Here is a 20,985-nt window from a genome sequence, read left to right as displayed (position 1 = left end):
AGTTTAAACATTAATTACAAAATGAAATTAGTATTTGCTACAAATAATCTCAATAAGTTAAAAGAAGTACAAGCATTAATCCCTACTTATATCAAACTATTGAGTTTATCCGAGATAGGTTGTATCGAAGATATTCCAGAAACCTCTTCTACTATAGAAGGAAATGCGATACAAAAAGCCGAATACATAAAAGCACATTATGGCTATGATTGTTTTGCCGATGATACCGGATTAGAAGTCGACGCCCTTAATGGAGAACCTGGTGTTTTTTCTGCTCGATATGCTGGAGAAACTAAAGATGCTGATGCTAATATGAATAAACTTTTAGATAATTTGAAAGACAAAAAAAATCGGAAAGCAAAATTCAAAACGGTCATTGCCCTTCTTATAAACGGCAACCTTGACACATTTACGGGTATTTGTAGTGGCAGTATCATTACAGAAAAAAAAGGAGATCAAGGTTTTGGGTACGACCCCATCTTTTTACCAAAAGGTTTTCAGGAAACTTTTGCAGAAATACCCTTAAAAGAAAAAAATAATATCAGTCACAGATCTAAAGCAGTAAAAAAACTGATAGAATTTCTACATAATTAATCTACTCCTGGGAAGGCTAGCATCTCTCCCATTCCTACTGTAAATAACCAATTACCATAAATTGCATGTTCTATAGACACTAAAGTGGTTGATTTTGTTTTTTGATACGTATATGCAAATAAGAGGCCTCCTAAAAATGTAAGTAATTGAACCAAAAAACTTCTTAAAAATAAATGAGCTAATGAAAAAAAAACAGCGTTTATAAAAACAAACAACCATTTATTGCTTATCAGACTTTCATACCTGTCATAAAAAAATGTCCTGTAGACAATTTCTTGAGGCCATACCGACAAAAAAGTATACACAAATAAAATAATGACCCACAAGATCGGTTTTTTGATCATTACTGAAAATAATGTATCTGGTGCTACCCAAAAAACATATAAACTTGTGACACAAATCACAATAGACAATTTTATAACAGTTTCCTTCCAAAATGCTTTCCAGTACGCTTTATCAGGAAACTTTATTTGTAATAACCCTGATCTCTTCAAGTGGATCAAGATGTAGACAAAACCAGCAATCGTTAATCCGGCTTTTATAAGTATTGGATACGTAAACAAAAAACTAACAGGAAGTAGTATAAATAGTAGTATTAACTCTAATCCGCGGGTAAAAGTAGGGTGCATCGTTTGGTTTTGCACTAATTTCAGCATAAAAAATGAAACAAATTATTTTTTAACAAATAAAAAAAGCCTCTGGGCAAGAGGCTTTTAATGCAAGAAACCAAATTTGGGGAATATTTGATTTACAATTTTGGGGCAATTGATATGGGTATTTTGGTATACAATAAAAACTAATTCAACTTATATCAATCCTCAACAACACTTTAAAAGTACATTGATTTGTACAAAAAGTATTAAAAACGTTCTGTCAAAAACTGCAAAATATCGATAAAAAACAATTTTAATCGATTAAACGCGTATTTACTGAATAAAACCTACAACATAACCTAAAAAAATAACATAGTTACTATATTTTAAATCCAGAAAATCTATTCCATAAAAAAAGCCTCTTGGGGTATGAGGCTTTGAAGTTTGTCAAATTTAACCTTGGGGGAAGTTAAATTTGTTGGGGTAAAAAACGTAAAAAATCAATTCCAATTTTTCTCTTTCACTATATATTCAATTTATTTCTATCTCTGTTTCAGTGACTCAAAGATATTTGAGTTATATGTTTTAATAAAAACCACATTGCAAATATATGGTAATTTATCGATAAAAAGCAAAAATTACCGATAAAATGTGTTTTATCTGCTAATCTAATAAAATCTATGGATCCTTTTTATAATTAAACGAAGACAATACGTTGCATAAATTTCATGAATATCGTAACATTACATTCTTAAATTTCTAATACACTATATGGAAAGCCAAAACATCAATACCACTGATCCCCAAACCGAAGAAATTATTGAAAACAGAGCGCTAAATATTTGGGAAGCATTAATCCCAATTATTGCATTAGTGGGCATGTTGTTTTATAATGTATATTATGCTTTTGGAGATGATGCCTTGAGCGGGAGTAATCAATTTATATTACTTCTTGGTGCCGCTGTGGCGGCGATCGTAGGATTCTTTAACAAAGTATCTTTTAAACAAATGATGGAAGAGGTTGCCCGAAATGTAAAATCGACTACGGGAGCATTACTCATATTATTGATGGTGGGTTCCTTAGCAGGAACGTGGCTTATTAGTGGTATCATCCCTACCATGATTTACTATGGATTACAGATTCTTAATCCTACCATCTTTTTGGCAGCCTGTGTTATTATATGTGCTATTATTTCTATAGCAACCGGTAGTTCCTGGACAACCTCTGCGACTGTTGGTATCGCATTAATTGGAATTGGAGATACCCTTGGCATTTCTCTTGGGATGACAGCTGGCGCTGTGATCTCTGGAGCTTATTTTGGGGACAAGATGTCTCCACTCTCAGATACCACAAACCTCGCTCCTGCTATGGCTGGAGGTGAACTCTTTTCGCATATTAAGTATATGACCTATACTACAGTACCAACTATAGTTCTCACCCTTATCATTTTTATAATTATGGGTTTTGTAATTGATACAAAGGGCACACCTGACATTAGTGGACAACTAGCAGCAATAAAAGGGGCTTTTACAATATCTCCTTGGTTATTTATCGTTCCTGTTATTGTTATTGGACTTATTATTAAAAAAACTCCACCATTAATCGCATTATTAGCTGGTACACTACTAGGTGCAATCGCTGCAATTATTGCGCAACCAGATATTGTGATGAACATCGCCGGTAGTGATACGCTAAATTTTAATTCTGCTTATAAAGGTATAATGAATGCAATAACAGTTGATACCGCTGTAGAAACTTCGAGTAAAGAACTCAATGAATTATTTACTTCTGGCGGAATGAAGGGAATGTTAGGGACTATATGGTTAATTATATGCGCAATGGTTTTTGGTGGTGTTATGGATGCCATTGGTGCTTTAGCTAGAATAAGCAAAACCTTATTAAGTTGGTTCGATTCTGTATTTGGATTATTTGCCAGTACGGTAGTTAGTTGTCTTGCGCTAAATGTTACCGCTTCTGATCAATATTTAGCCATTGTGGTTCCCGGTAGAATGTATGCAAAAGCGTTTAAAGATAAAGGTCTTGCGCCTGAAAACTTGAGTAGAACTCTGGAAGATTCTGGAACTGTAACTTCTGTATTGGTTCCTTGGAATACTTGTGGAGCCTACCAATCAAAAGTTCTTTTAGGGCAACCAGGAATGACCGAATATATCCCTTATGCATTTTTCAATATAATTAGTCCTTTTACCACACTACTGTTTGCTGCTTTCAGAATAAAGATAAAGCAATTAGGAGATAAATAAAATAATCAACAACAAAATATAAGCGCATCCACCTTTCTTGAATGCGTTTTTGTTATGTTCTAATTTTTATCTATAATCGGTATCGGTTTTTTATCGTTATCAATTGCCACAAACTTAAAAAATCCTGAAACTGCTATCTCACGATCATAACTATACATTTCCTCTTTATAAATATCTACTTTAACCACACAACTGGTGTTACCGACTTCGTGAACTTTGGCTACCAATTCTATAATAGTACCCTCGGGAATTGGTTTTTCGAAATCTATTTTACCTGTAGAAATCGTAACCACTTTCTTTCTGCTAAAACGAGTAGCGCATATAAAAGAAACTTCATCCATTAACTGCAAAGCAGTTCCACCAAATAAGGTCTCGTAATGATTGGTTGTATTAGGAAAAACAGCTTTAAAGATTCTGGTCTCAGATTTTTGGATCAATTGATCTATAGTATTCATAAATGTAATATAGTTTTTTCTTATTAGTTTAATTTTTAAAGGTAAATGTTATACCTGTATCTTTGTGTATATTTTTAAAAAACAAGGATGAAAATTATTGACAGCCTACAATGGCGATATGCCACAAAGAAATTTGATAATACTCGTACACTACCGCAAGAGAAAATAGACATACTTACCAAAGCTTTTAATCTTACAGCCACTTCATATGGATTACAGCCATTAAAATTGGTGGTTTTACATAATAAAGAAGTTCAAAAAGAACTTACAGAACATTCTTGGAACCAACAACAGGTAGCAGATGCATCACATGTGTTGGTTTTTTGTATTGAAAACAAGGTCAGTGAAGCATACATTACCAAATATTTTGATAATGTAAAGGCGATTAGGAATACTGATGAAGCAATATTAAAACCGTTTAGAGAACAATTGGTAGATTCTTTTAAAAATAAACCTGTAGAAGAAGTTTCTAATTGGGCTGCAAAACAAGCATATCTAGCAATGGGTAATTTATTAACAGTGTGTGCTATCGAACGAATAGATGCCTGCCCTATGGAGGGTTTTGTTCCCGAAAAATACGATGAAATTCTAGGTCTTAAAGATCTTGGACTTACCTCAGTACTAGTGTTACCGGTTGGGTATCGTGCACAAGATGATATGTTCGCTAGTTTCAAAAAGGTCCGACGTTCTATCGATGAAACGATAATCGTTTTGTAATCAGTAATTTGCAATTATCCTTGATGTTATGTAGATACTTTATTGTATCAAAAATATGTTTAAAGTTATCTACCGTTGTGCTTACCACTAATTACAAATGTATTTTAAAAAAAGGTGCATTCTAATGGCTACGATATTTCGAAAATGTGGTTTTATAAAAGTAGCCATTTCCAGATGTATACCTAGTATTTCTGAAAAACAACTAAAAGCTAATAAGAAATTATTAGCAACATGTAATGAACATGATCGTTCCTCCAACTTACTCCCAATGAATCAAGATAGTAAAGTACCTGACTCTTAAGGCTTTTATAAATAGTTATTATGAAATTTAGTCAGGTGATTCTGTTGATTACTATAATTAATAGAGTATTTCTAATTAAAAAGATAAGTTTCACATTATATATTCAAAACTCTTTTCGGTATTTTTGCCTGAAATATTTTTTAATTTAATATTCTACCTATGCCAGGATTCGAGCTATTTGGAGCTGAAGAAAAAAAAGAAGTTCAAGACGTACTAGATAATGGTGTTTTAATGCGCTATGGTTTTGATGGAAATCGAAATGGACATCACAAAGCTCTGGAATTGGAAAAGGACTTAGCTTCTAGAATGCAAACTGAATATGCACAAGTTGTATCTAGCGGCACGGCGGCTTTAACAGTAGCTTTAGCCTCTGCAGGTGTAGGGTCAGGAGACGAAGTAATCATGCCTACATTTACATTTGTAGCTAGTTTTGAAGCTATATTATCTGTTGGTGCTACTCCTATATTATGTGATATTGACGATACCTTAACGTTAAACCCAAAAGCAGTAAAAGAGGCAATAACAGAGCATACTAAGGTGATTATGCCAGTACACATGTGTGGTTCTATGGCAGATCTAAAAGCATTAAAAGCAATTTGCGAAGAACATAATTTGATCTTACTGGAAGACGCGTGCCAAGCGATAGGTGGAACGTATGAAGGAAAACCACTAGGGAGTTATGGCCACTTAGGGTGTTTTTCGTTTGATTATGTAAAAACAGTTACCTGTGGAGAAGGTGGTGGACTGATTACCAATACTAAAAAATATGCTGAGAACGCTCATAAATACCAAGATCACGGACATGATCATATTGGTAATGACCGTGGCGCAGAAACACATCCGTTTTTAGGATATAATTATCGGTTATCAGAATTAAATGCAGCTGTAGGTATCGCCCAACTAAGAAAGTTGGATCATACACTAGGCGTTCAGAAAAAAAACTATACTATCCTTCGTCATGCTTTAACCTCTATTCCCGAAGTTACCTTCAGAAGAGTTCCAGAAAATGGAGTGGAAAGTTATGCCTTTTTAAATATATTTCTTCCTACTGAGGATGTAGCCAGAAAAGGGCACAAAGCATTGGGCGCGTATGGAGTAGATGCTTGTTTTTATTGGTTTGATAATAATTGGCACTATTATAAAAAATGGGAACACCTATTAGAACCAAGATCGTTAAACAAACCCTCAGCAGAACAACAAAACGGACTGAAAAAAAACAATAGATCTTTTAACGCTAGTGATGCGTGGATGGGAAGAACAATCTCTTGTTTAATAAAAGTTGGTTGGTCTGAAACTGAAGTAAAAGAAAGAGCTTCAAAAATGGTGGAAGCTCTTCAAAGTATTCTTTAAATAAAGGTTTTTTTAATAATTTACGTATTCTACGATTTCTAATCCATAACCAATCATACCTACACGTTTTTTTTGTACCGTATTGGATACCAATCGTAGTTTATGAACATTCAGATCGTGCAATATCTGTGCACCAATTCCAAAATCTTTAGTATCCATAGCTATTTTTGGAGCTTTAACGATCTCTTCTCCATTTTGAGTATCGTTTAAGGCTTTTAATCGATTCAATAAATTGAAAGATTGGCTTTCCTGATTAATAAAAACAATAGCACCTTTACCCTCTTTATTAATACGGGTAAACATGGCATCTAATCGTTCATCTGCATTATTGGTTAATGTTCCTAATATGTCATTATTAAATAAAGTAGAATTAATGCGGGTTAGTACAGGTTCGTTGTCAGCCCAACTACCCTTGGTCAATGCAATATGAATCTGGTTATTGGTTGTTTGCTTATACGCTCTTAACCTATAGCTTCCGAAACGCGTTACGATATCAAAATCTTCTTTCTTTTCTATGAGAGAATCATGCTGCATTCGGTATGCTACTAAATCTTCAATAGAAACTAATTTTAGATCATACTTTTTAGCTACTTCTAGCAATTGAGGAAGACGTGCCATCGTTCCATCTGCATTCATAATTTCTACAATCACACCAGCAGGTTCTAATCCCGCCAATCTTGCAAAATCAATAGCCGCCTCTGTATGCCCTGTACGCCTTAGTACACCACCTTCTTTTGCTTTTAAAGGAAATATATGACCTGGTCTTGCTAATTCATGTGGTTTTGTATCAGGGTTGATTAAGGACAAAACTGTTTTAGCACGGTCACTTGCAGAAATACCGGTCGTAACGCCATTACCTTTTAAATCCACTGAAATCGTAAATGCCGTTTCCATGGGATCTGTATTATTATCGACCATCATATTCAGTTTTAGGTCTTCACAGCGTTGTTCTGTAATTGGAGTACAAATTAATCCGCGTCCGTGAGTTGCCATAAAATTGATCATCTCTGGCGTTACTTTTTCGGCAGCAGCCAGAAAATCCCCCTCATTCTCTCTATCCTCATCATCCACAACGATAATAACTTTTCCGTGGCGAATATCTTCAATGGCTTCTTGTATGGTATTTAATTTCAATTTGTTTTTAGTCTCCGTAACTTGTGACATAGTGGTCCTATTCTTATTTTGACAGCAAAGGTAATTTATATAATTCTTAAATGGAACTGTATCCCAAATTATCTGATTTTGCTCAAATCTTCTTTCATTTTTTTACGATAATAAAAGTAAATCACGATATAAACCGGGAATCCAAAAATGAAAATTACATCTTTTGGTTTCTCGATTTGATTCTTAAATAATTTATAAAATCTACTATAACTCATAAAAGACATTACAAAAAACATAATATAAGACAGACTACAGAGTACATTAAAAAATAATAACATTATCGATGTTTCTTCTGCCAATTCTTTAGAAATCACTTTAACTATTAAATTGATAAAGACCAATAGGAAGGATAAAGTAATTGTTATGATAGCGTATTCTTTGAAATCTTTAAAATACCTTTCGGCTTTATCAATATCCACATTATCCAGCTCTCCTTTTAGCCTTAAATCATTTATCGAAATTCCTCTATCATCAAGTATTTTCAATGATGCATTTCTGTAAGATTCATCATAATCATACTGTCTGTAGTTCTTTACAATATCTTTTAGCTTTTTCGTATCGTATCTTTCTAAAATGTCATATTTATTTTTATCTACTTGATTATCAAAATGCTCTTCTTCAATTAAATCAATAACCGTATCTACATCTCTTTTCTTTTTCTTCTTCTTTGACCTTCTATCAAAAAAATCTCGAATTGGTTGCGTGATGATATCGAAGCTCACAAAACCTCTATCTCTAGTGGCACGATATGTTAAAAAGATGCTTAAGGGAAATATTATCATCGTAGACAGCCAGGAACCGACAAATGCAGGAATCCCTCCTTCTTCAGCTCCGTTTTTAGCAAAAATCCCAATAAAGTGATAGGTAAGAAATAACACTACTCCAATAACGATAGGCAAGCCTAAGCCTCCCTTACGAATAATGGCACCTAATGGAGCTCCTACAAAAAACAATAAAACACAAGCGATACCCAATGCATATTTATCATGTAATGACATTTCGTACTTATTCAATGCTCTTTTTTTAACTTCTAGCGTTCTTTTAGTAGTTTGTATCCTTCTTATGACGCCATCTAGGTTAGAAAATGCCAAATTGTATATCTGAAACTTTTGCCTGGTATTAAATCGATCATTTATTAGATCCAATGTATCGCTTGTAGATTTTTTAAGGGTATCTATTTTTAAATTACGGTTTAAATCCTTGAATCCGTTTCTTCTGTTTACATCATCCTCGGCAGATTCAACCTCATTATTTACTTGTATTGATAAGGTATCTATTTCATTTCTAAGTCCATTTACATTTAACATATTAAACCCTTTACTATATTGCTGGGCATCCATATCCACATTATCCAAAGAGGATAAATCGATATTAAGAACATATTGCTTAAAATAGGTTTTGGCAAAAGGTAATTTTTTTCTTTGTTTAGGCGATTTTTGTTGAACTTCAGTATAATAGTTTCCATCATTAAGTACCAATGTAATAAGATCAGAATCTATACTACCTTTTAATTCTCCATCTGTTGCTTTTATCACAGTGAAATTACCCGCTCTGGCTTCCTTCTTATGAATAATAACATCCTTAATAAATTGATCATTTTCCCCATATTTTTCTGAGACCCGAATATTAATATCCCCCAGATCGTTAAATTGATTGGGGGTTATTACCATAGCCGGCTTGACCTTTACAATATTTTTTCTGAGGTTAACGAACTTACGTTCAGAATTAGGAATAACGGTATTAGAAAATAAAAATGCTCCTATCCCGACAAAAAAGATAAATATCGACAATGTTCTCATGGCTCGTTGTAGTGAAATTCCTGAAGATTTCATTGCAGCAAACTCATAATTTTCGGCAAAATTACCAAAAATCATAATGGAAGTAAGTAAAATAGTAAGCGGCAATACCATAGGGATTAACCTTGGTGTTGCATATGTCAAAAACTTCAAGATTACCGAAAAATCCAGATCTTTCCCTGCTAGCTCTGATATAAACAACCAGATGGTCTGCAACAAAAGAATAAACATTATGATAATAAAAAGTGGAAAAAACGTCTTTAAAAAGGTCGTTAGAATGTATCTGTCAAGTATTTTCACCTATTTGTTACTGAATCTATTGATTATAAAATAATGCTTAAATATATAACTAATCCAAACGATTGATATAATAATTACTGTACTTTGATTCGTCAAAAACAAATAACGTTTTAGAAAGCGGTTGGTTTGTTTTAAAACTATTGACCGTAATGGTAATATTAGTTCCATTATTCTGCATCAAAATTAGTTTATAAATGTGTTTTGTTTGCTTATCTATCCCCAATAAAATTTCTTTTAAATCGCTATCAGAATCTATAGGGATCAATTTCACAAATTGAATTTTTCTTCCTTGCACATCTTGTACAATATCTAATTTAGAGGTATATCCATCTTCATAAAAAGTAAGCATTTTAGAAGGTGTAACACTTGCCTCATCTTCTTCATTCTGGGTAGAAATATTAATCTCTTCATCTTCGGGAATGATTATGTGCAATTTTTTTCCATCATACATTTGTTCCGTGCCCATCAGGTTCAATAAATATTTCTCTCCCAACAGTGTTACATCTCCCCGGGTTTCCTGAGACACATTTTCTGCTGGGTTATTAAGGGCATATTTAAACCCAATTACAATATTATCATAACTTCTCACCTTTGCAGACACTTCGTCCAAAAGTTGTTTTGCATCCTGCGCTTGAGCAGTAGTAATGCATAGTGTAACTACTAAAAATAATATTCTCTTTATCATCTATGTGTTTCTAACTATTAAAATTATCTTTTTGTGCGTTGCTTATTCGGCATCTAATAATTGTTTTAAAGCTATTAAATCGGTTACTAAAACCTGTCTTGCTTTGCTTCCTTCAAAAGGACCTACAATACCAGCAGCTTCTAGTTGATCAATCAATCTTCCGGCTCTATTATAGCCTAATTTAAGCTTTCTTTGTAATAAAGACGCTGAACCCTGTTGTGCTGTGACAATAACTTCTGCGGCTTCATTAAAAAGTTTATCTCTATCCTTCACATCTATATCAAGACTTGTGCCACTTTCTTCTCCTGAATACTCTGGCAACATATGAGCATCCGGATACGCTTTTTGGCTTCCGATATAATCGGTAATTCTCTCTACTTCGGGTGTGTCAACAAAAGCACACTGAATTCTCACCAGATCATTACCTTGTGTATACAACATATCTCCTCTACCTATCAATTGATCGGCTCCGCCAGTATCCAAAATAGTACGTGAATCAATTTTGGAAGTTACCCTAAAGGCTATTCTAGCAGGGAAATTAGCTTTGATCATACCAGTTATCACGTTAACAGAAGGTCGTTGAGTGGCTATAATAAGATGAATCCCAATGGCTCGGGCTAACTGCGCTAATCTGGCTATAGGCGTCTCGACCTCTTTACCTGCTGTCATAATAAGATCTGCAAACTCATCTACTACCAGAACAATATACGGTAGAAACTTATGACCATTTTCTGGGTTGAGTTTACGTGCACGGAATTTTGTATTGTACTCCTTAATGTTACGAACCATGGCGTTTTTCAACAAATCGTATCGAGCATCCATCTCTATACATAGAGAGTTCAGCGTATTAATCACCTTATTGTTATCGGTAATTATCGCTTCATCCGTATCTGGCAATTTAGCCAGATAATGTCTTTCTATCTTGTTAAATAGTGTCAGCTCTACTTTCTTTGGATCCACCAATACGAACTTAACTTCTGCAGGATGTTTTTTATATAATAAAGAAGTTAATATTGCGTTTAATCCAACGGATTTACCTTGTCCGGTTGCTCCAGCCATCAGCAAGTGAGGCATCTTTGCCAAATCAACCACGAATGTTTCGTTAGAGATTGTTTTTCCCAGAGATAAAGGTAATTCCATTTCGGCACCCTGAAACTTGGATGAAGCAATGGCCGATCGCATGGAAACAATTGTTGATTTCTTATTAGGCACTTCAATACCGATTGTACCCTTGCCAGGAATAGGCGCGATAATCCTTATTCCTAATGCTGCTAGAGAAAGTGCTATATCGTCTTCTAGATTTTTAATTTTAGAAATACGAATTCCCGCTTCGGGGACGATTTCGTATAAAGTAACTGTAGGTCCGACCGTAGCTTTAATCTGAGCAATCTCTATCTTATAATTTTTAAGAGTTTCTACTATGCGGTTCTTATTCTCTTCTAATTCACCTTGATCAATGGTTATTCCTCCATTCTGAACTGAATAATCTTTTAACAAATCAATCGTTGGAAATTTATAATTACCTAATTCTAATTTTGGATCAAACTCTCCAAAATCTTTTACCAACTTGGCACTTAAGTTTTCCACTTCTTCTTCCTCAACAACAGTCTCTACTTCCATAGCGATATCACCTGGGTTATTTTCCGATTTGATAACTAGTTTTTCGGGGATATCCTTAGATTGATTTTCTGGATCCCCATAAAATTCATTCACTGTAGTCTTTGTTATTTTATTTGGTGTAGTATCAACAACTGGAGTCTTTTCTTTAATTTTTTCTTTATCAGTGTGTACCGAGGTGTTCTTAGTATTTGCAGATAAAACTTCTTTTTCTACTGTCTCCTCTTTCTGATCTTTTCCAATAGTATTTGTACCATTAATTTTTTCTGCCGATTGATAGTCTTTAGTAATTTCTATTTGTGTCTTTTTTAGCGAAGCGGAAATTTTTTCAGGAGTATATCGTAAACGAACAACAATGTATACAATGGCAAAAAACGCGAGTACCAAAACAGTTCCGATAAACCCAATATAATCCTGCATAAAATCATTAACCTCATATCCAATAACTCCTGCAAGTAATCCACTCTCTTTTTGAATAAATCCAAAAACTACAGAAATCCATAGCATCACCAAGGTTCCCCAAAACCAGAACCCAGCAAGTTTTTTTCTGTTCATGTCAAAGAACAAATAAACTCCTGTTAAAGAAATAAGAACCGGAAGAATTAAAGCTGATATACCAAAACCTTTAAAAATAAAAAAATCACTAACCTTTGCACCAGAAATGCTAAGCCAGTTCTTTGCAGCAGCCGTCCTGTTTGGAAACTCCGAAATTTCACTTTGATCTATTTTCCAATTAAAGAAAAAGGATACAAATGCAAAGAATAATGCAATCCCTAAAAAAAACAAAAAACTACCTAACACAACTTTTTGCTGTCTTGATAGAGTAAATCTTTCTTTTAAAGAAGTTTTTGTTTTTTTTGCAGTTTTCCTTTTTGTTGTTGCCTTTTTTTTTGCCATTTTTTGGATGTGTTATCGCAAAAATACGAATATCTATTATGGAACGCAGAAATGCCAAAAAAATTTTCTAGAATAAATAAGGCGCATAAATCGTATAACCTATAACAACTGCGGTTATTGCAGCGATAAATACTGCTCCCGCAGCAATATCTTTAATAAAACCGATTTTATCATGAAAATCAGGGTGAATGAAATCTGCAATTGCTTCTATCGTCGTGTTTAACCCTTCGATACTCATAACAAGACCAATAGCAAAAGTTTGTAAAACCCATTCTGTTTTAGTAATATCTATATAAAAACCCAAAGCTGTCATAAAGATTCCTATGACAGCCTGAACTTGTATACTTGGTTCTGTTTTTAATAATAATACTGCACCTTTAAAGGCGTATCCACAACCTCGTAATCTTCCAATAATAAAGTTTGAAATTTTGCTCATATAGTTACGCTAATGCTTCAATAGCATGCGTATAGTCAGGTTCCTGTGCAATTTCGGGCACTTGTTCTGTATGTACAATCGTGCCTTCTTCGTCTATAACGACGACTGCTCGGGAATGGAGCCCTTTCATAGGACCATCAATGATTTCTAAACCGTAATTCTTACCAAATTCCCCATCTCTAAAGTCTGATTGATTTACTACATTTTCCAATCCCTCTGCCCCACAAAACCTAGCTTGAGCAAAAGGTAAGTCCCTGGAGATGCAAAGTACTTTCGTATTAGACAAGTTACCAGCCTCTTTATTAAACTGTCTTACAGATGCCGCGCAAATCCCCGTATCTATTGAAGGGAAAATATTTAAAACAACTCTAGAACCCTTGTAGTCAGAAAGTTTTGACACTGATAAATCCGTATTTACCAGTTCGAAATCTGGTGCTTTCTCTCCTACTTTTGGTAATTCTCCGTTTGTATGTATAGCGTTTCCACTTAATGTTATTGTAGCCATAATAAAAATCTGTGTTTTTTTTGAACTTTAAAATTAGTAAGAATATTAAGATTATATGGTATTTTATAAAAAAAACCTTCTGTAACAGAAGGTTTTTTTTTGTATTTGTTATGTTTCTTATGAATCTATCGATCCCATTACCCTTTGCATAAAAGAATTAAGGGCTTCTTTTTTGGGAGCACCATCTTTAATCATCTTATGGACTTCTATAGCCCCATACATATTAGAGATTAACTCGCCTATTACATCCAGTTCTTCTTCTTTTAAAGAAGAAACTTCAGTTAATGTTTCTAAAGTCTCAATAGTTTCTACAAGAAAGTCTTCATCATTTTCTTCTATAAAAGATGTAAGGTGTTTAATTATTGGTAACTTCATTTACTAATTCTTTTAAAACATCAAATTTATTGGTCTGTACCTGATTTACAAAAGCTCCATTTTTAAAGGTTGCAAAGGTTGGAAGGTTATCCACCTTAGCCATTTTTCTTGACTCTGTATTTTTCTCAGCATCCACTACAATAAAAACAATATCGTCATTTTCTGATGCCAGTTTCTTGAATTTAGGTTTCATAATTCTACAATTACCGCACCAGGTAGCAGAATACTGAACTACAACTGTAGTATTATCATTTACAACTTCTGAAAGATTATCCTTATTTAACTCTTGAACCATTGCTTGAAGATTATTATTAAAAAAATAAACTTCTCTCAACAACGTTGTCTTGAGAAGTTTATGATAAAATTATTATATATCTTAGTGAGAGGCTAAGTAAGAAGCTACTCCATCTCTGTTAGCAGACATTGCATCTTTTCCTTCTTCCCAATTGGCAGGACATACCTCTCCATTTTTCTGAACATGTGCATAGGCATCAATTAATCTTAAAAACTCTGCCACGTTTCTTCCTACCGGCATATGATTAATACCTTCATGAAAAACAGTCCCCTCTTCGTCAATTAAATATGTCGCTCTATAGGTAACATTATCTCCATCTACTGTTACTACTCCGGTTTCCTCATTAAACGTTTCATTCGTAATATCCAAAATACCTAATGTATTAGAAAGATTACGATTTGAATCAGCCAAAATTGGATACGTAACTCCTTCTATACCACCATTATCTTTAGAAGTATTTAACCAAGCAAAGTGTACCTCTGGAGTATCACAAGAAGCACCTACTACGATGGTATTTCTTTTTTCGAACTCTGCCAAAGCTTCTTGGAATGCGTGTAATTCGGTTGGGCATACAAAGGTAAAGTCCTTTGGATACCAAAAAAGTAATACTTTTTTATTTTTATTTTTTGCTTCTTCCAAGATATTAAACTTAAAAGTATCCCCCATATCATTCATTGCATCAACGTCAAGATTTGGAAATTTTTTACCTACAATTGCCATTTTTTTATTTTTTATTGTGATTAATTTTTTTTTGAAGTGTCAAATATACGCCTCATAATCGAACCATGATACCTTGACAATTTTAATTTTCTATATCTTCATAGTTTTTCCTAATCGACCATAATTCCTTCATAGTTATTAAGAAAATCTTACAGAAAAAGAAAAAACCTTACATGAATTACGGATAAATTGTCCTTTTTACACGATGATTTACACATAGTATGTGGTATTTTTGTATTTTCGCCTGTAACCAATGACTAAAAATTAAATAAGTTGAGTAACTCTCTTAATCAAATAGTTATAGTATTCGTTGTATTTATTTCATTAAATACTTCGGCTCAAAATCGGTTGGATAAAAGTGAGATTCAATTGCATATAGAGCAAGCTGAAAAATTACTAGAAGAATATAAGTATGAAAAAGCTTTAGAAAAAGCTCAGATAGCTTATAAAACGGCAAAATATAACGATGATGAAAAAAACCTTGCAAAGATACACGACATCATTGCCAGAGTTTACGAATTAGATGAGCAAGAAAGTGAAGCTATTACCAATTATAGAACAGCACTTACGTACGCCTCAAGTTCTAAAACTACCTATCTAAAGGCAAAACTTTTTAATAATCTTGGAAATCTTTACATAAAAACAGATGCTACAAGATATAAAGGAATTGATCACTATAAGAAAGGGTACGAAATTGCCAAGGAAATAAAAGATACAGCAAAAATGGTCAAGCCGTTGCTAAATCTTGCAGAATATTATATCAATAATGATGATTATAAAACAAGTGATCAATACCTGACGAAAGTAAGAGCACTCATCGGTGCCAACATGAATATATCTAGTCCTTTAAAAACTAAATTAAGTAACCTGCTTGGTAAATACTTTTTACGAGTTAGAAGGTACGAAAGAGCAAATGAACATGTAGAAAATGCGACATCTTTTGCCCAAACTGAGATTGATAATCCAGAAAATAATAAAAGTTTAATTTCTATATACCATCAAGAATTAGCCACTTCATATATTACCAAATATAGAATTCTCAAAGCTCAAAAAGAGTTTGAATTAGCAATTCCATACCTAGAAAAACATTACGAAAGCCTTTCTAGATCAAAAGATCTAACAAAAGAAATTGAATTACAAAGAGCAACCATAGAATTTAAGGTAGATCAGATGAAAGATCAGGTCGAGCAAGCCAATAAGAAAGATGACGAAAACTACTCCAAAGAGATCAAATGGCAAATTAGCATCATTCTTGGAGTTGTTCTGATATTAATCTCTTTAGCATTTTTAATTAGTTCATACAAAAATAATCTACAAAAGAAAAAACTGAATAATGATCTTATTGAAAAGAATAAGGAATTGGTCAACGCAAAAGAAACTGCCGAGCAGGTTTCTACATTAAAATCACAATTTATATCTACTGTAAGTCATGAATTAAGAACGCCCTTGTATGGAGTGATCGGTCTCACGTCTCTTTTAATGGAAAACCCAGAAGTCAAAAAGAAAAATGAATATCTCGAATCGCTGAAGTTTTCTGGAGATTATTTACTCGCGCTAATTAACGACGTTCTTCAACTAAGTAAAATTGAAACGAATGAAGTCAAACTAGAGAAGGTTTCCTTTGATCTAAGATCGTTGATAGAAGGAATTGTAAATTCTCTCCACTCTAAACAAAAACATAACAATAATACGGTACACATTGATTTAGACCCAGATATAAAGACAACTTTACTAGGAGATTCGGTTCGCTTATCTCAAATACTGATTAACCTAATAGGTAACGCTTTAAAGTTTACAAACAATGGAAATATTTGGATAAAAGTTAAATGCGTGGATTATCAGAATGATAATTACAAACTTCAGTTTATAGTAAAAGATGATGGTATAGGAATTCCTAAAAGTAAACAGGAAACGATCTTTGATAATTTTGCTCAAGTAAAAAATCAAAATCAGGAATACGAAGGTACAGGACTTGGTTTAGCCATTGTGAAAAAATTAATTCATCTTCATAAAAGCGAAATTTTTATTAATAGTGAAGAAGGTGTTGGATCTGAATTTACATTTGAACTGAGCTATGAAAAAGCTATTAAAGAACAAGATATTACCTCTAAAACTGGAGAATCTATTAGTATTGGAACCTCTAATTTTAACATTCTTATTGTAGACGATAATAAAATTAATCAAATCGTAACCCAAAATATTCTAAAGAAAAAAGGATATACTTGTAATTTGGCAAGTAATGGCATGGATGCCATAGAAATGGTAAAAAATGAAGATTTTGATTTGATTTTAATGGATATCAACATGCCCGAAATGAATGGACTAGATGCTACAACAGTAATCAGGACCTTTAACATTCATATCCCAATTATAGCTCTTACTGCGGTGGAAGAAGGTGAAATAAGGGACCAGGCATTATCGGTAGGTATGAATGACGTAATCATTAAGCCCTATGATACACAGCAATTTTTCCAGACTATTATGAAAAATATTTCAAAGGTGAAATATATAAATTAATATATCCACTATGTTTAATCTTTCAATTTATTCTGTTAAAGCGTATCTCAATTATTCGTGAATATATTATTTTAGAGCACTAATTCTAGATTATTACACGAACATGAATTCAAAAAATACTGGTTTTAATACGATTTGTACTCATTTTGGCGAAATTGAGGACAAACAATTCAAGGGGGCAATATCACCCATATACTTATCCACTTCATATGCATTTGAAGATGTAGACATCAAACGATATCCTCGTTATTTTAATACCCCTAATCAGGAAGCGCTATGCAAAAAAATCGCGCGACTGGAAAACGGTGAAGCTTCCCTAATTTTTGGTAGTGGAATGGCAGCTATTAGTACTGCACTCTTAGCATTTTTAAGAAAAGGTGATCATATCGTTTTACAGAGAACACTCTATGGAGGCACTTCAAACTTAGTGAATGAAGAATTCAGTAAGTACGGTATCGAATACTCCTTTGTTGATAGCCAAAACACAAATGGTTTTAAAGAAAAAATTAAAGAAAACACGAAAGTTATTTATATCGAAACTCCCTCTAATCCTTTATTAACCATTACGGATATAAGAGCTATTTCTTCATTAGCAAAAGAAAAGGGAATTATCACGATGATTGATAACACCTTTGCATCACCAGTAAATCAAAATCCAATCGAGCTAGGAATTGATATTGTGATACATTCTGCTACCAAATATTTGGGAGGACATAGTGATATTCTCGCAGGAGCTGTAGTATCATCAGAATCGCATATGGAGCAAATATTTCACCTAGCTAAAAACTTGGGAGGCAGTTTAAGTGATTTTACGGTTTGGATGTTAGAACGAAGTATCAAAACATTGGGACTAAGAGTAAAACAGCAAAATAAAAACGCCAAGAAAATTTCTAAATGGCTAGAAAAACATACTGATATCAAAGCTGTTCATTATCCTGGACTAAAATCACATCCTGACTATGAAATAGCAAAAAAACAAATGAAAGGATTTGGTGGTATGTTGTCTTTTGAATTAAAAGAAGGCCTGAACGCCAGTAAGTTTCAAAAAGAACTTAAGTTAATAAAGAGCTCTATGAGTCTTGCAGGTGTGGAAAGCACCATTCTCTCCCCTACACTTACCTCTCACGCTTTACTTACAGAAGAAGAAAGAAAACAACAAGGTATTAGTAATGGTTTATTAAGATTTAGTGTAGGTATTGAAGAACACGAAGATTTAATGAGTGATATAGAACAAGCATTGCAAAAAATTAAGATATTAGAACTTGAACATTAGCATGAAATTAGACCTATTAGCCATTGGAGCACATCCTGATGATGTAGAACTAAGTTGCTCTGGCACTTTGGCAAAAGAAATAGATACTGGTAAAAAAGTAGGGATTCTTGATCTAACTCGTGGAGAATTGGGAACAAGAGGAACTCCTGAAACCAGAGATCAGGAAGCAAAGGATGCAGCCCGCATATTGGGTGTATCTGTAAGAGAAAATTTAGGCTTCAGAGATGGTTTTTTTACAAATAACGAAGCACATCAACTAGAAATCATTAAGATCATCCGAAAATATCAACCCGAAATCGTTTTATGTAATGCAGTAAAAGATCGCCATATTGATCATGGTAAAGGAAGTAAATTAACAAGTGATGCTTGCTTTTTATCCGGTCTTCAAAAAATTGAAACTTCTATCAATGGTAATTTGCAAGATGCCTGGCGACCAAAAAAGGTCTATCATTACATACAATGGGAAATTCTAAAACCTGATTTTGTAGTGGATATTAGCGGGTTTATGGACAAAAAAATGGAAAGCGTTATGGCATACAAGTCCCAATTTTATGATAGTAATAGTAAAGATCCGCAAACACCAATATCCAGTAAAAACTTCAAGGATAGCATTCGTTACCGAGCTGCAGATTTAGGAAGAATCATAGGTGTAGCTTATGCCGAAGGATATACCGCAGCACGTTATCCTGCTGTTAATTCTATTTTTGACTTAATTTAATTTCATTTTTTCTTTTGTAAAATAAAGAAATACCTTATTTTTGCAGCCGAAATTAAATGGTGGTTGTAGCTCAGTTGGTTAGAGCGCCTGATTGTGGTTCAGGAGGTCGTCGGTTCGAAACCGATCTTCCACCCTTTATAAAAAAAAGACTCTGTTAATTCAGAGTCTTTTTGTTTTTAACACATACCTTTTACTTATTCTATTCCTTTCTAATACCGTCCACAAGTAACCTTTTTTCTCGATTAGCTATTTCCCAAGCGGTATAGAAAACTAACTTAGCTCTTTTGGTCATAAGATCATACTCAATCTTATCCGGAGTATCTGTTGGCTGGTGATAATCCTCGTGAACTCCGTTAAAATAAAATATAATCGGAATACCATGTTTTGCAAAATTATAATGATCACTTCTGTAGTAAAATCTATTAGGATCATCCTTTGCATTATAGGTGTAATCTAAATTTAGTTGGATGTATTTTGTATTTACTTCTTCGCTTAGATTGTGCAGTTCGGTACTTAATCTATCGCTACCTATTAAATACACATACTCTTGCTTTTCATCAGTCTGATGATCGTTATCAATTCGACCAATCATATCAATATTTAAATTCGTAACCGTATTTTCTAAAGGAAAAACAGGATTCTCCGTGTAATACTTAGATCCGTATAGCCCTTTCTCTTCTCCTGTAACGTGTAGAAACAATATTGATCTTTTAGGCCCATTACCATCTTTGGATGCCAATGCAAAGGCCTCTGCTATTTCCAATAAACTAACAGTTCCCGATCCATCATCATCAGCACCATTATAGATATTGCCTTTGCTATCCACGCCTACATGATCATAATGTGCAGACAATACAATAATCTCATCTGGTTTTTCGCTACCTTTTATATATGCCAATACATTTTCTGAAGATTTAATACCTCCTCTAAAATAACTTTCGGGTATTTCCTGAAAATAATCACCTCCTTCCATTGGAGATGGAATATTCATTCTCTTGTATTGTTCTTTCAAAAACACCGCTGCTTTTTTCTGACCAGCTTCACCGGTGTCCCTGCCTTCAAAATCATCTGAAGCAAACGTAAATAAATACTTTTTAAGTTCTTTTGAAGTTATAGTTTCAGCATAAGAAACAACATTCAATTTACCTTCTTTTGCATTAGAAGTACCAGAACTACCCACATTTGATGAGTTTTGAGAACTACCACAAGAATATAGAATAGATAAACTAATTACAACTAAAATATTTTTCATTGAATTCTTTTTTATTACACTATGCAATATACAGATTTAGAGGGAGATCATTTTACCAAGATTTTCTTAAAAAATACATGAAATTAATTACAGAAAATTTTCTTATAATTAAAAAAGGTTATTATATTTGCACCCGCATTCAGGAAATACCTGATGAGACTAA

Annotated in this window: 20 protein-coding genes and 1 tRNA gene; 9 read left to right on the top strand and 12 right to left on the bottom strand. The window is 33.5% G+C overall.

The window, feature by feature from the left end; translation table 11 throughout:
* Nucleotides 1-21: 21 nt before the first annotated feature.
* Entirely contained in the window at nt 22-594 is a 573-nt protein-coding gene (locus ACWGOQ_RS19775; RefSeq protein ID WP_452060262.1) for a non-canonical purine NTP diphosphatase, read from the top strand.
* Here the strand turns inward: ACWGOQ_RS19775 and ACWGOQ_RS19770 are convergent.
* On the bottom strand, nt 591-1,250 hold the full coding sequence (locus ACWGOQ_RS19770; RefSeq protein WP_452060261.1) for a CPBP family glutamic-type intramembrane protease: 660 nt from the start codon (nt 1,248-1,250) through the stop codon (nt 591-593). The genes ACWGOQ_RS19775 and ACWGOQ_RS19770 overlap by 4 nt on opposite strands.
* A gap of 708 nt (nt 1,251-1,958) precedes the next feature.
* Between ACWGOQ_RS19770 and nhaC the strand changes: the two genes are divergently transcribed.
* On the top strand, nt 1,959-3,449 hold the full coding sequence (gene nhaC, locus ACWGOQ_RS19765; protein WP_452060260.1) for a Na+/H+ antiporter NhaC: 1,491 nt from the start codon (nt 1,959-1,961) through the stop codon (nt 3,447-3,449).
* Nucleotides 3,450-3,508: 59 nt separating this feature from the next.
* On the opposite strand, the gene ACWGOQ_RS19760 is transcribed toward nhaC, so the two are convergent.
* Complete coding sequence (locus ACWGOQ_RS19760) at nt 3,509-3,904, bottom strand: acyl-CoA thioesterase (RefSeq protein ID WP_452060259.1); 396 nt, start codon at nt 3,902-3,904, stop codon at nt 3,509-3,511.
* Nucleotides 3,905-3,991: 87 nt separating this feature from the next.
* Here ACWGOQ_RS19760 and ACWGOQ_RS19755 point away from each other — a divergent pair, with 87 nt between their 5' ends.
* From ACWGOQ_RS19755 to ACWGOQ_RS19745, 3 genes are all read left to right on the top strand, one after another.
* Nucleotides 3,992-4,621: an NAD(P)H-dependent oxidoreductase gene (locus ACWGOQ_RS19755; RefSeq protein WP_452060258.1), complete on the top strand. Its 630-nt coding sequence runs from the start codon at nt 3,992-3,994 to the stop codon at nt 4,619-4,621.
* 124 nt (nt 4,622-4,745) lie between these two features.
* Nucleotides 4,746-4,922 (top strand): hypothetical protein, encoded by a 177-nt coding sequence (locus tag ACWGOQ_RS19750; RefSeq protein WP_452060257.1) that lies wholly within the window; start codon nt 4,746-4,748, stop codon nt 4,920-4,922.
* A 159-nt stretch (nt 4,923-5,081) separates the two neighbouring features.
* A complete protein-coding gene (locus ACWGOQ_RS19745; protein ID WP_452060256.1) occupies nt 5,082-6,272 on the top strand; it encodes a DegT/DnrJ/EryC1/StrS family aminotransferase in 1,191 nt (396 codons plus the stop codon).
* Between the two features lie 12 nt (nt 6,273-6,284).
* Here the strand turns inward: ACWGOQ_RS19745 and ribB are convergent, their stop codons facing one another.
* The 9 genes from ribB to ACWGOQ_RS19700 all read right to left on the bottom strand — a co-directional run bounded on the left by ribB (nt 6,285) and on the right by ACWGOQ_RS19700 (nt 15,062).
* Nucleotides 6,285-7,436: a 3,4-dihydroxy-2-butanone-4-phosphate synthase gene (gene ribB / locus ACWGOQ_RS19740; RefSeq protein ID WP_452060255.1), complete on the bottom strand. Its 1,152-nt coding sequence runs from the start codon at nt 7,434-7,436 to the stop codon at nt 6,285-6,287.
* Between the two features lie 68 nt (nt 7,437-7,504).
* Entirely contained in the window at nt 7,505-9,532 is a 2,028-nt protein-coding gene (locus tag ACWGOQ_RS19735) for an LptF/LptG family permease (protein ID WP_452060254.1), read from the bottom strand.
* Nucleotides 9,533-9,581: 49 nt separating this feature from the next.
* A complete protein-coding gene (lolA1, locus tag ACWGOQ_RS19730) occupies nt 9,582-10,217 on the bottom strand; it encodes an outer membrane lipoprotein periplasmic chaperone LolA1 (RefSeq protein WP_452060253.1) in 636 nt (211 codons plus the stop codon).
* A 42-nt stretch (nt 10,218-10,259) separates the two neighbouring features.
* Nucleotides 10,260-12,731 (bottom strand): FtsK/SpoIIIE family DNA translocase, encoded by a 2,472-nt coding sequence (locus ACWGOQ_RS19725; RefSeq protein ID WP_452060252.1) that lies wholly within the window; start codon nt 12,729-12,731, stop codon nt 10,260-10,262.
* A gap of 67 nt (nt 12,732-12,798) precedes the next feature.
* Entirely contained in the window at nt 12,799-13,167 is a 369-nt protein-coding gene (locus ACWGOQ_RS19720; RefSeq protein WP_452060251.1) for a diacylglycerol kinase, read from the bottom strand.
* A 4-nt stretch (nt 13,168-13,171) separates the two neighbouring features.
* Nucleotides 13,172-13,672, bottom strand: a complete 501-nt coding sequence (gene tpx, locus ACWGOQ_RS19715; RefSeq protein ID WP_452060250.1) for a thiol peroxidase — start codon at nt 13,670-13,672, stop codon at nt 13,172-13,174.
* A 117-nt stretch (nt 13,673-13,789) separates the two neighbouring features.
* On the bottom strand, nt 13,790-14,047 hold the full coding sequence (locus tag ACWGOQ_RS19710; protein ID WP_452060249.1) for a DUF6952 family protein: 258 nt from the start codon (nt 14,045-14,047) through the stop codon (nt 13,790-13,792).
* Complete coding sequence (locus ACWGOQ_RS19705) at nt 14,028-14,342, bottom strand: thioredoxin family protein (RefSeq protein ID WP_452060248.1); 315 nt, start codon at nt 14,340-14,342, stop codon at nt 14,028-14,030. The genes ACWGOQ_RS19710 and ACWGOQ_RS19705 overlap by 20 nt, the downstream gene beginning before the upstream one ends.
* Nucleotides 14,343-14,423: 81 nt before the next feature.
* A complete protein-coding gene (locus tag ACWGOQ_RS19700; protein WP_452060247.1) occupies nt 14,424-15,062 on the bottom strand; it encodes a peroxiredoxin in 639 nt (212 codons plus the stop codon).
* Nucleotides 15,063-15,335: 273 nt separating this feature from the next.
* Here ACWGOQ_RS19700 and ACWGOQ_RS19695 point away from each other — a divergent pair, with 273 nt between their 5' ends.
* From ACWGOQ_RS19695 to ACWGOQ_RS19680, 4 genes are all read left to right on the top strand, one after another.
* The gene (locus ACWGOQ_RS19695) at nt 15,336-17,579 is read left to right on the top strand and encodes a tetratricopeptide repeat-containing hybrid sensor histidine kinase/response regulator (RefSeq protein WP_452060246.1); all 2,244 of its coding nucleotides are present in this window, start codon (nt 15,336-15,338) and stop codon (nt 17,577-17,579) included.
* Between the two features lie 103 nt (nt 17,580-17,682).
* Complete coding sequence (locus ACWGOQ_RS19690; protein ID WP_452060245.1) at nt 17,683-18,852, top strand: trans-sulfuration enzyme family protein; 1,170 nt, start codon at nt 17,683-17,685, stop codon at nt 18,850-18,852.
* Nucleotide 18,853: 1 nt separating this feature from the next.
* Nucleotides 18,854-19,570 carry a bacillithiol biosynthesis deacetylase BshB1 gene (gene bshB1 / locus ACWGOQ_RS19685; protein ID WP_452060244.1) on the top strand — a complete coding sequence of 239 codons (717 nt, stop codon included), beginning with the start codon at nt 18,854-18,856 and terminating at the stop codon, nt 19,568-19,570.
* A gap of 58 nt (nt 19,571-19,628) precedes the next feature.
* A tRNA-His gene (locus ACWGOQ_RS19680) sits at nt 19,629-19,704 on the top strand.
* Between the two features lie 65 nt (nt 19,705-19,769).
* On the opposite strand, the gene ACWGOQ_RS19675 is transcribed toward ACWGOQ_RS19680, so the two are convergent.
* Nucleotides 19,770-20,822 carry a M28 family metallopeptidase gene (locus ACWGOQ_RS19675; protein ID WP_452060243.1) on the bottom strand — a complete coding sequence of 351 codons (1,053 nt, stop codon included), beginning with the start codon at nt 20,820-20,822 and terminating at the stop codon, nt 19,770-19,772.
* Nucleotides 20,823-20,985: the final 163 nt, after the last annotated feature.

This window comes from Aquimarina ulvae, assembly GCF_053613295.3.
This window is presented reverse-complemented; position numbering and strand designations above follow the sequence as displayed.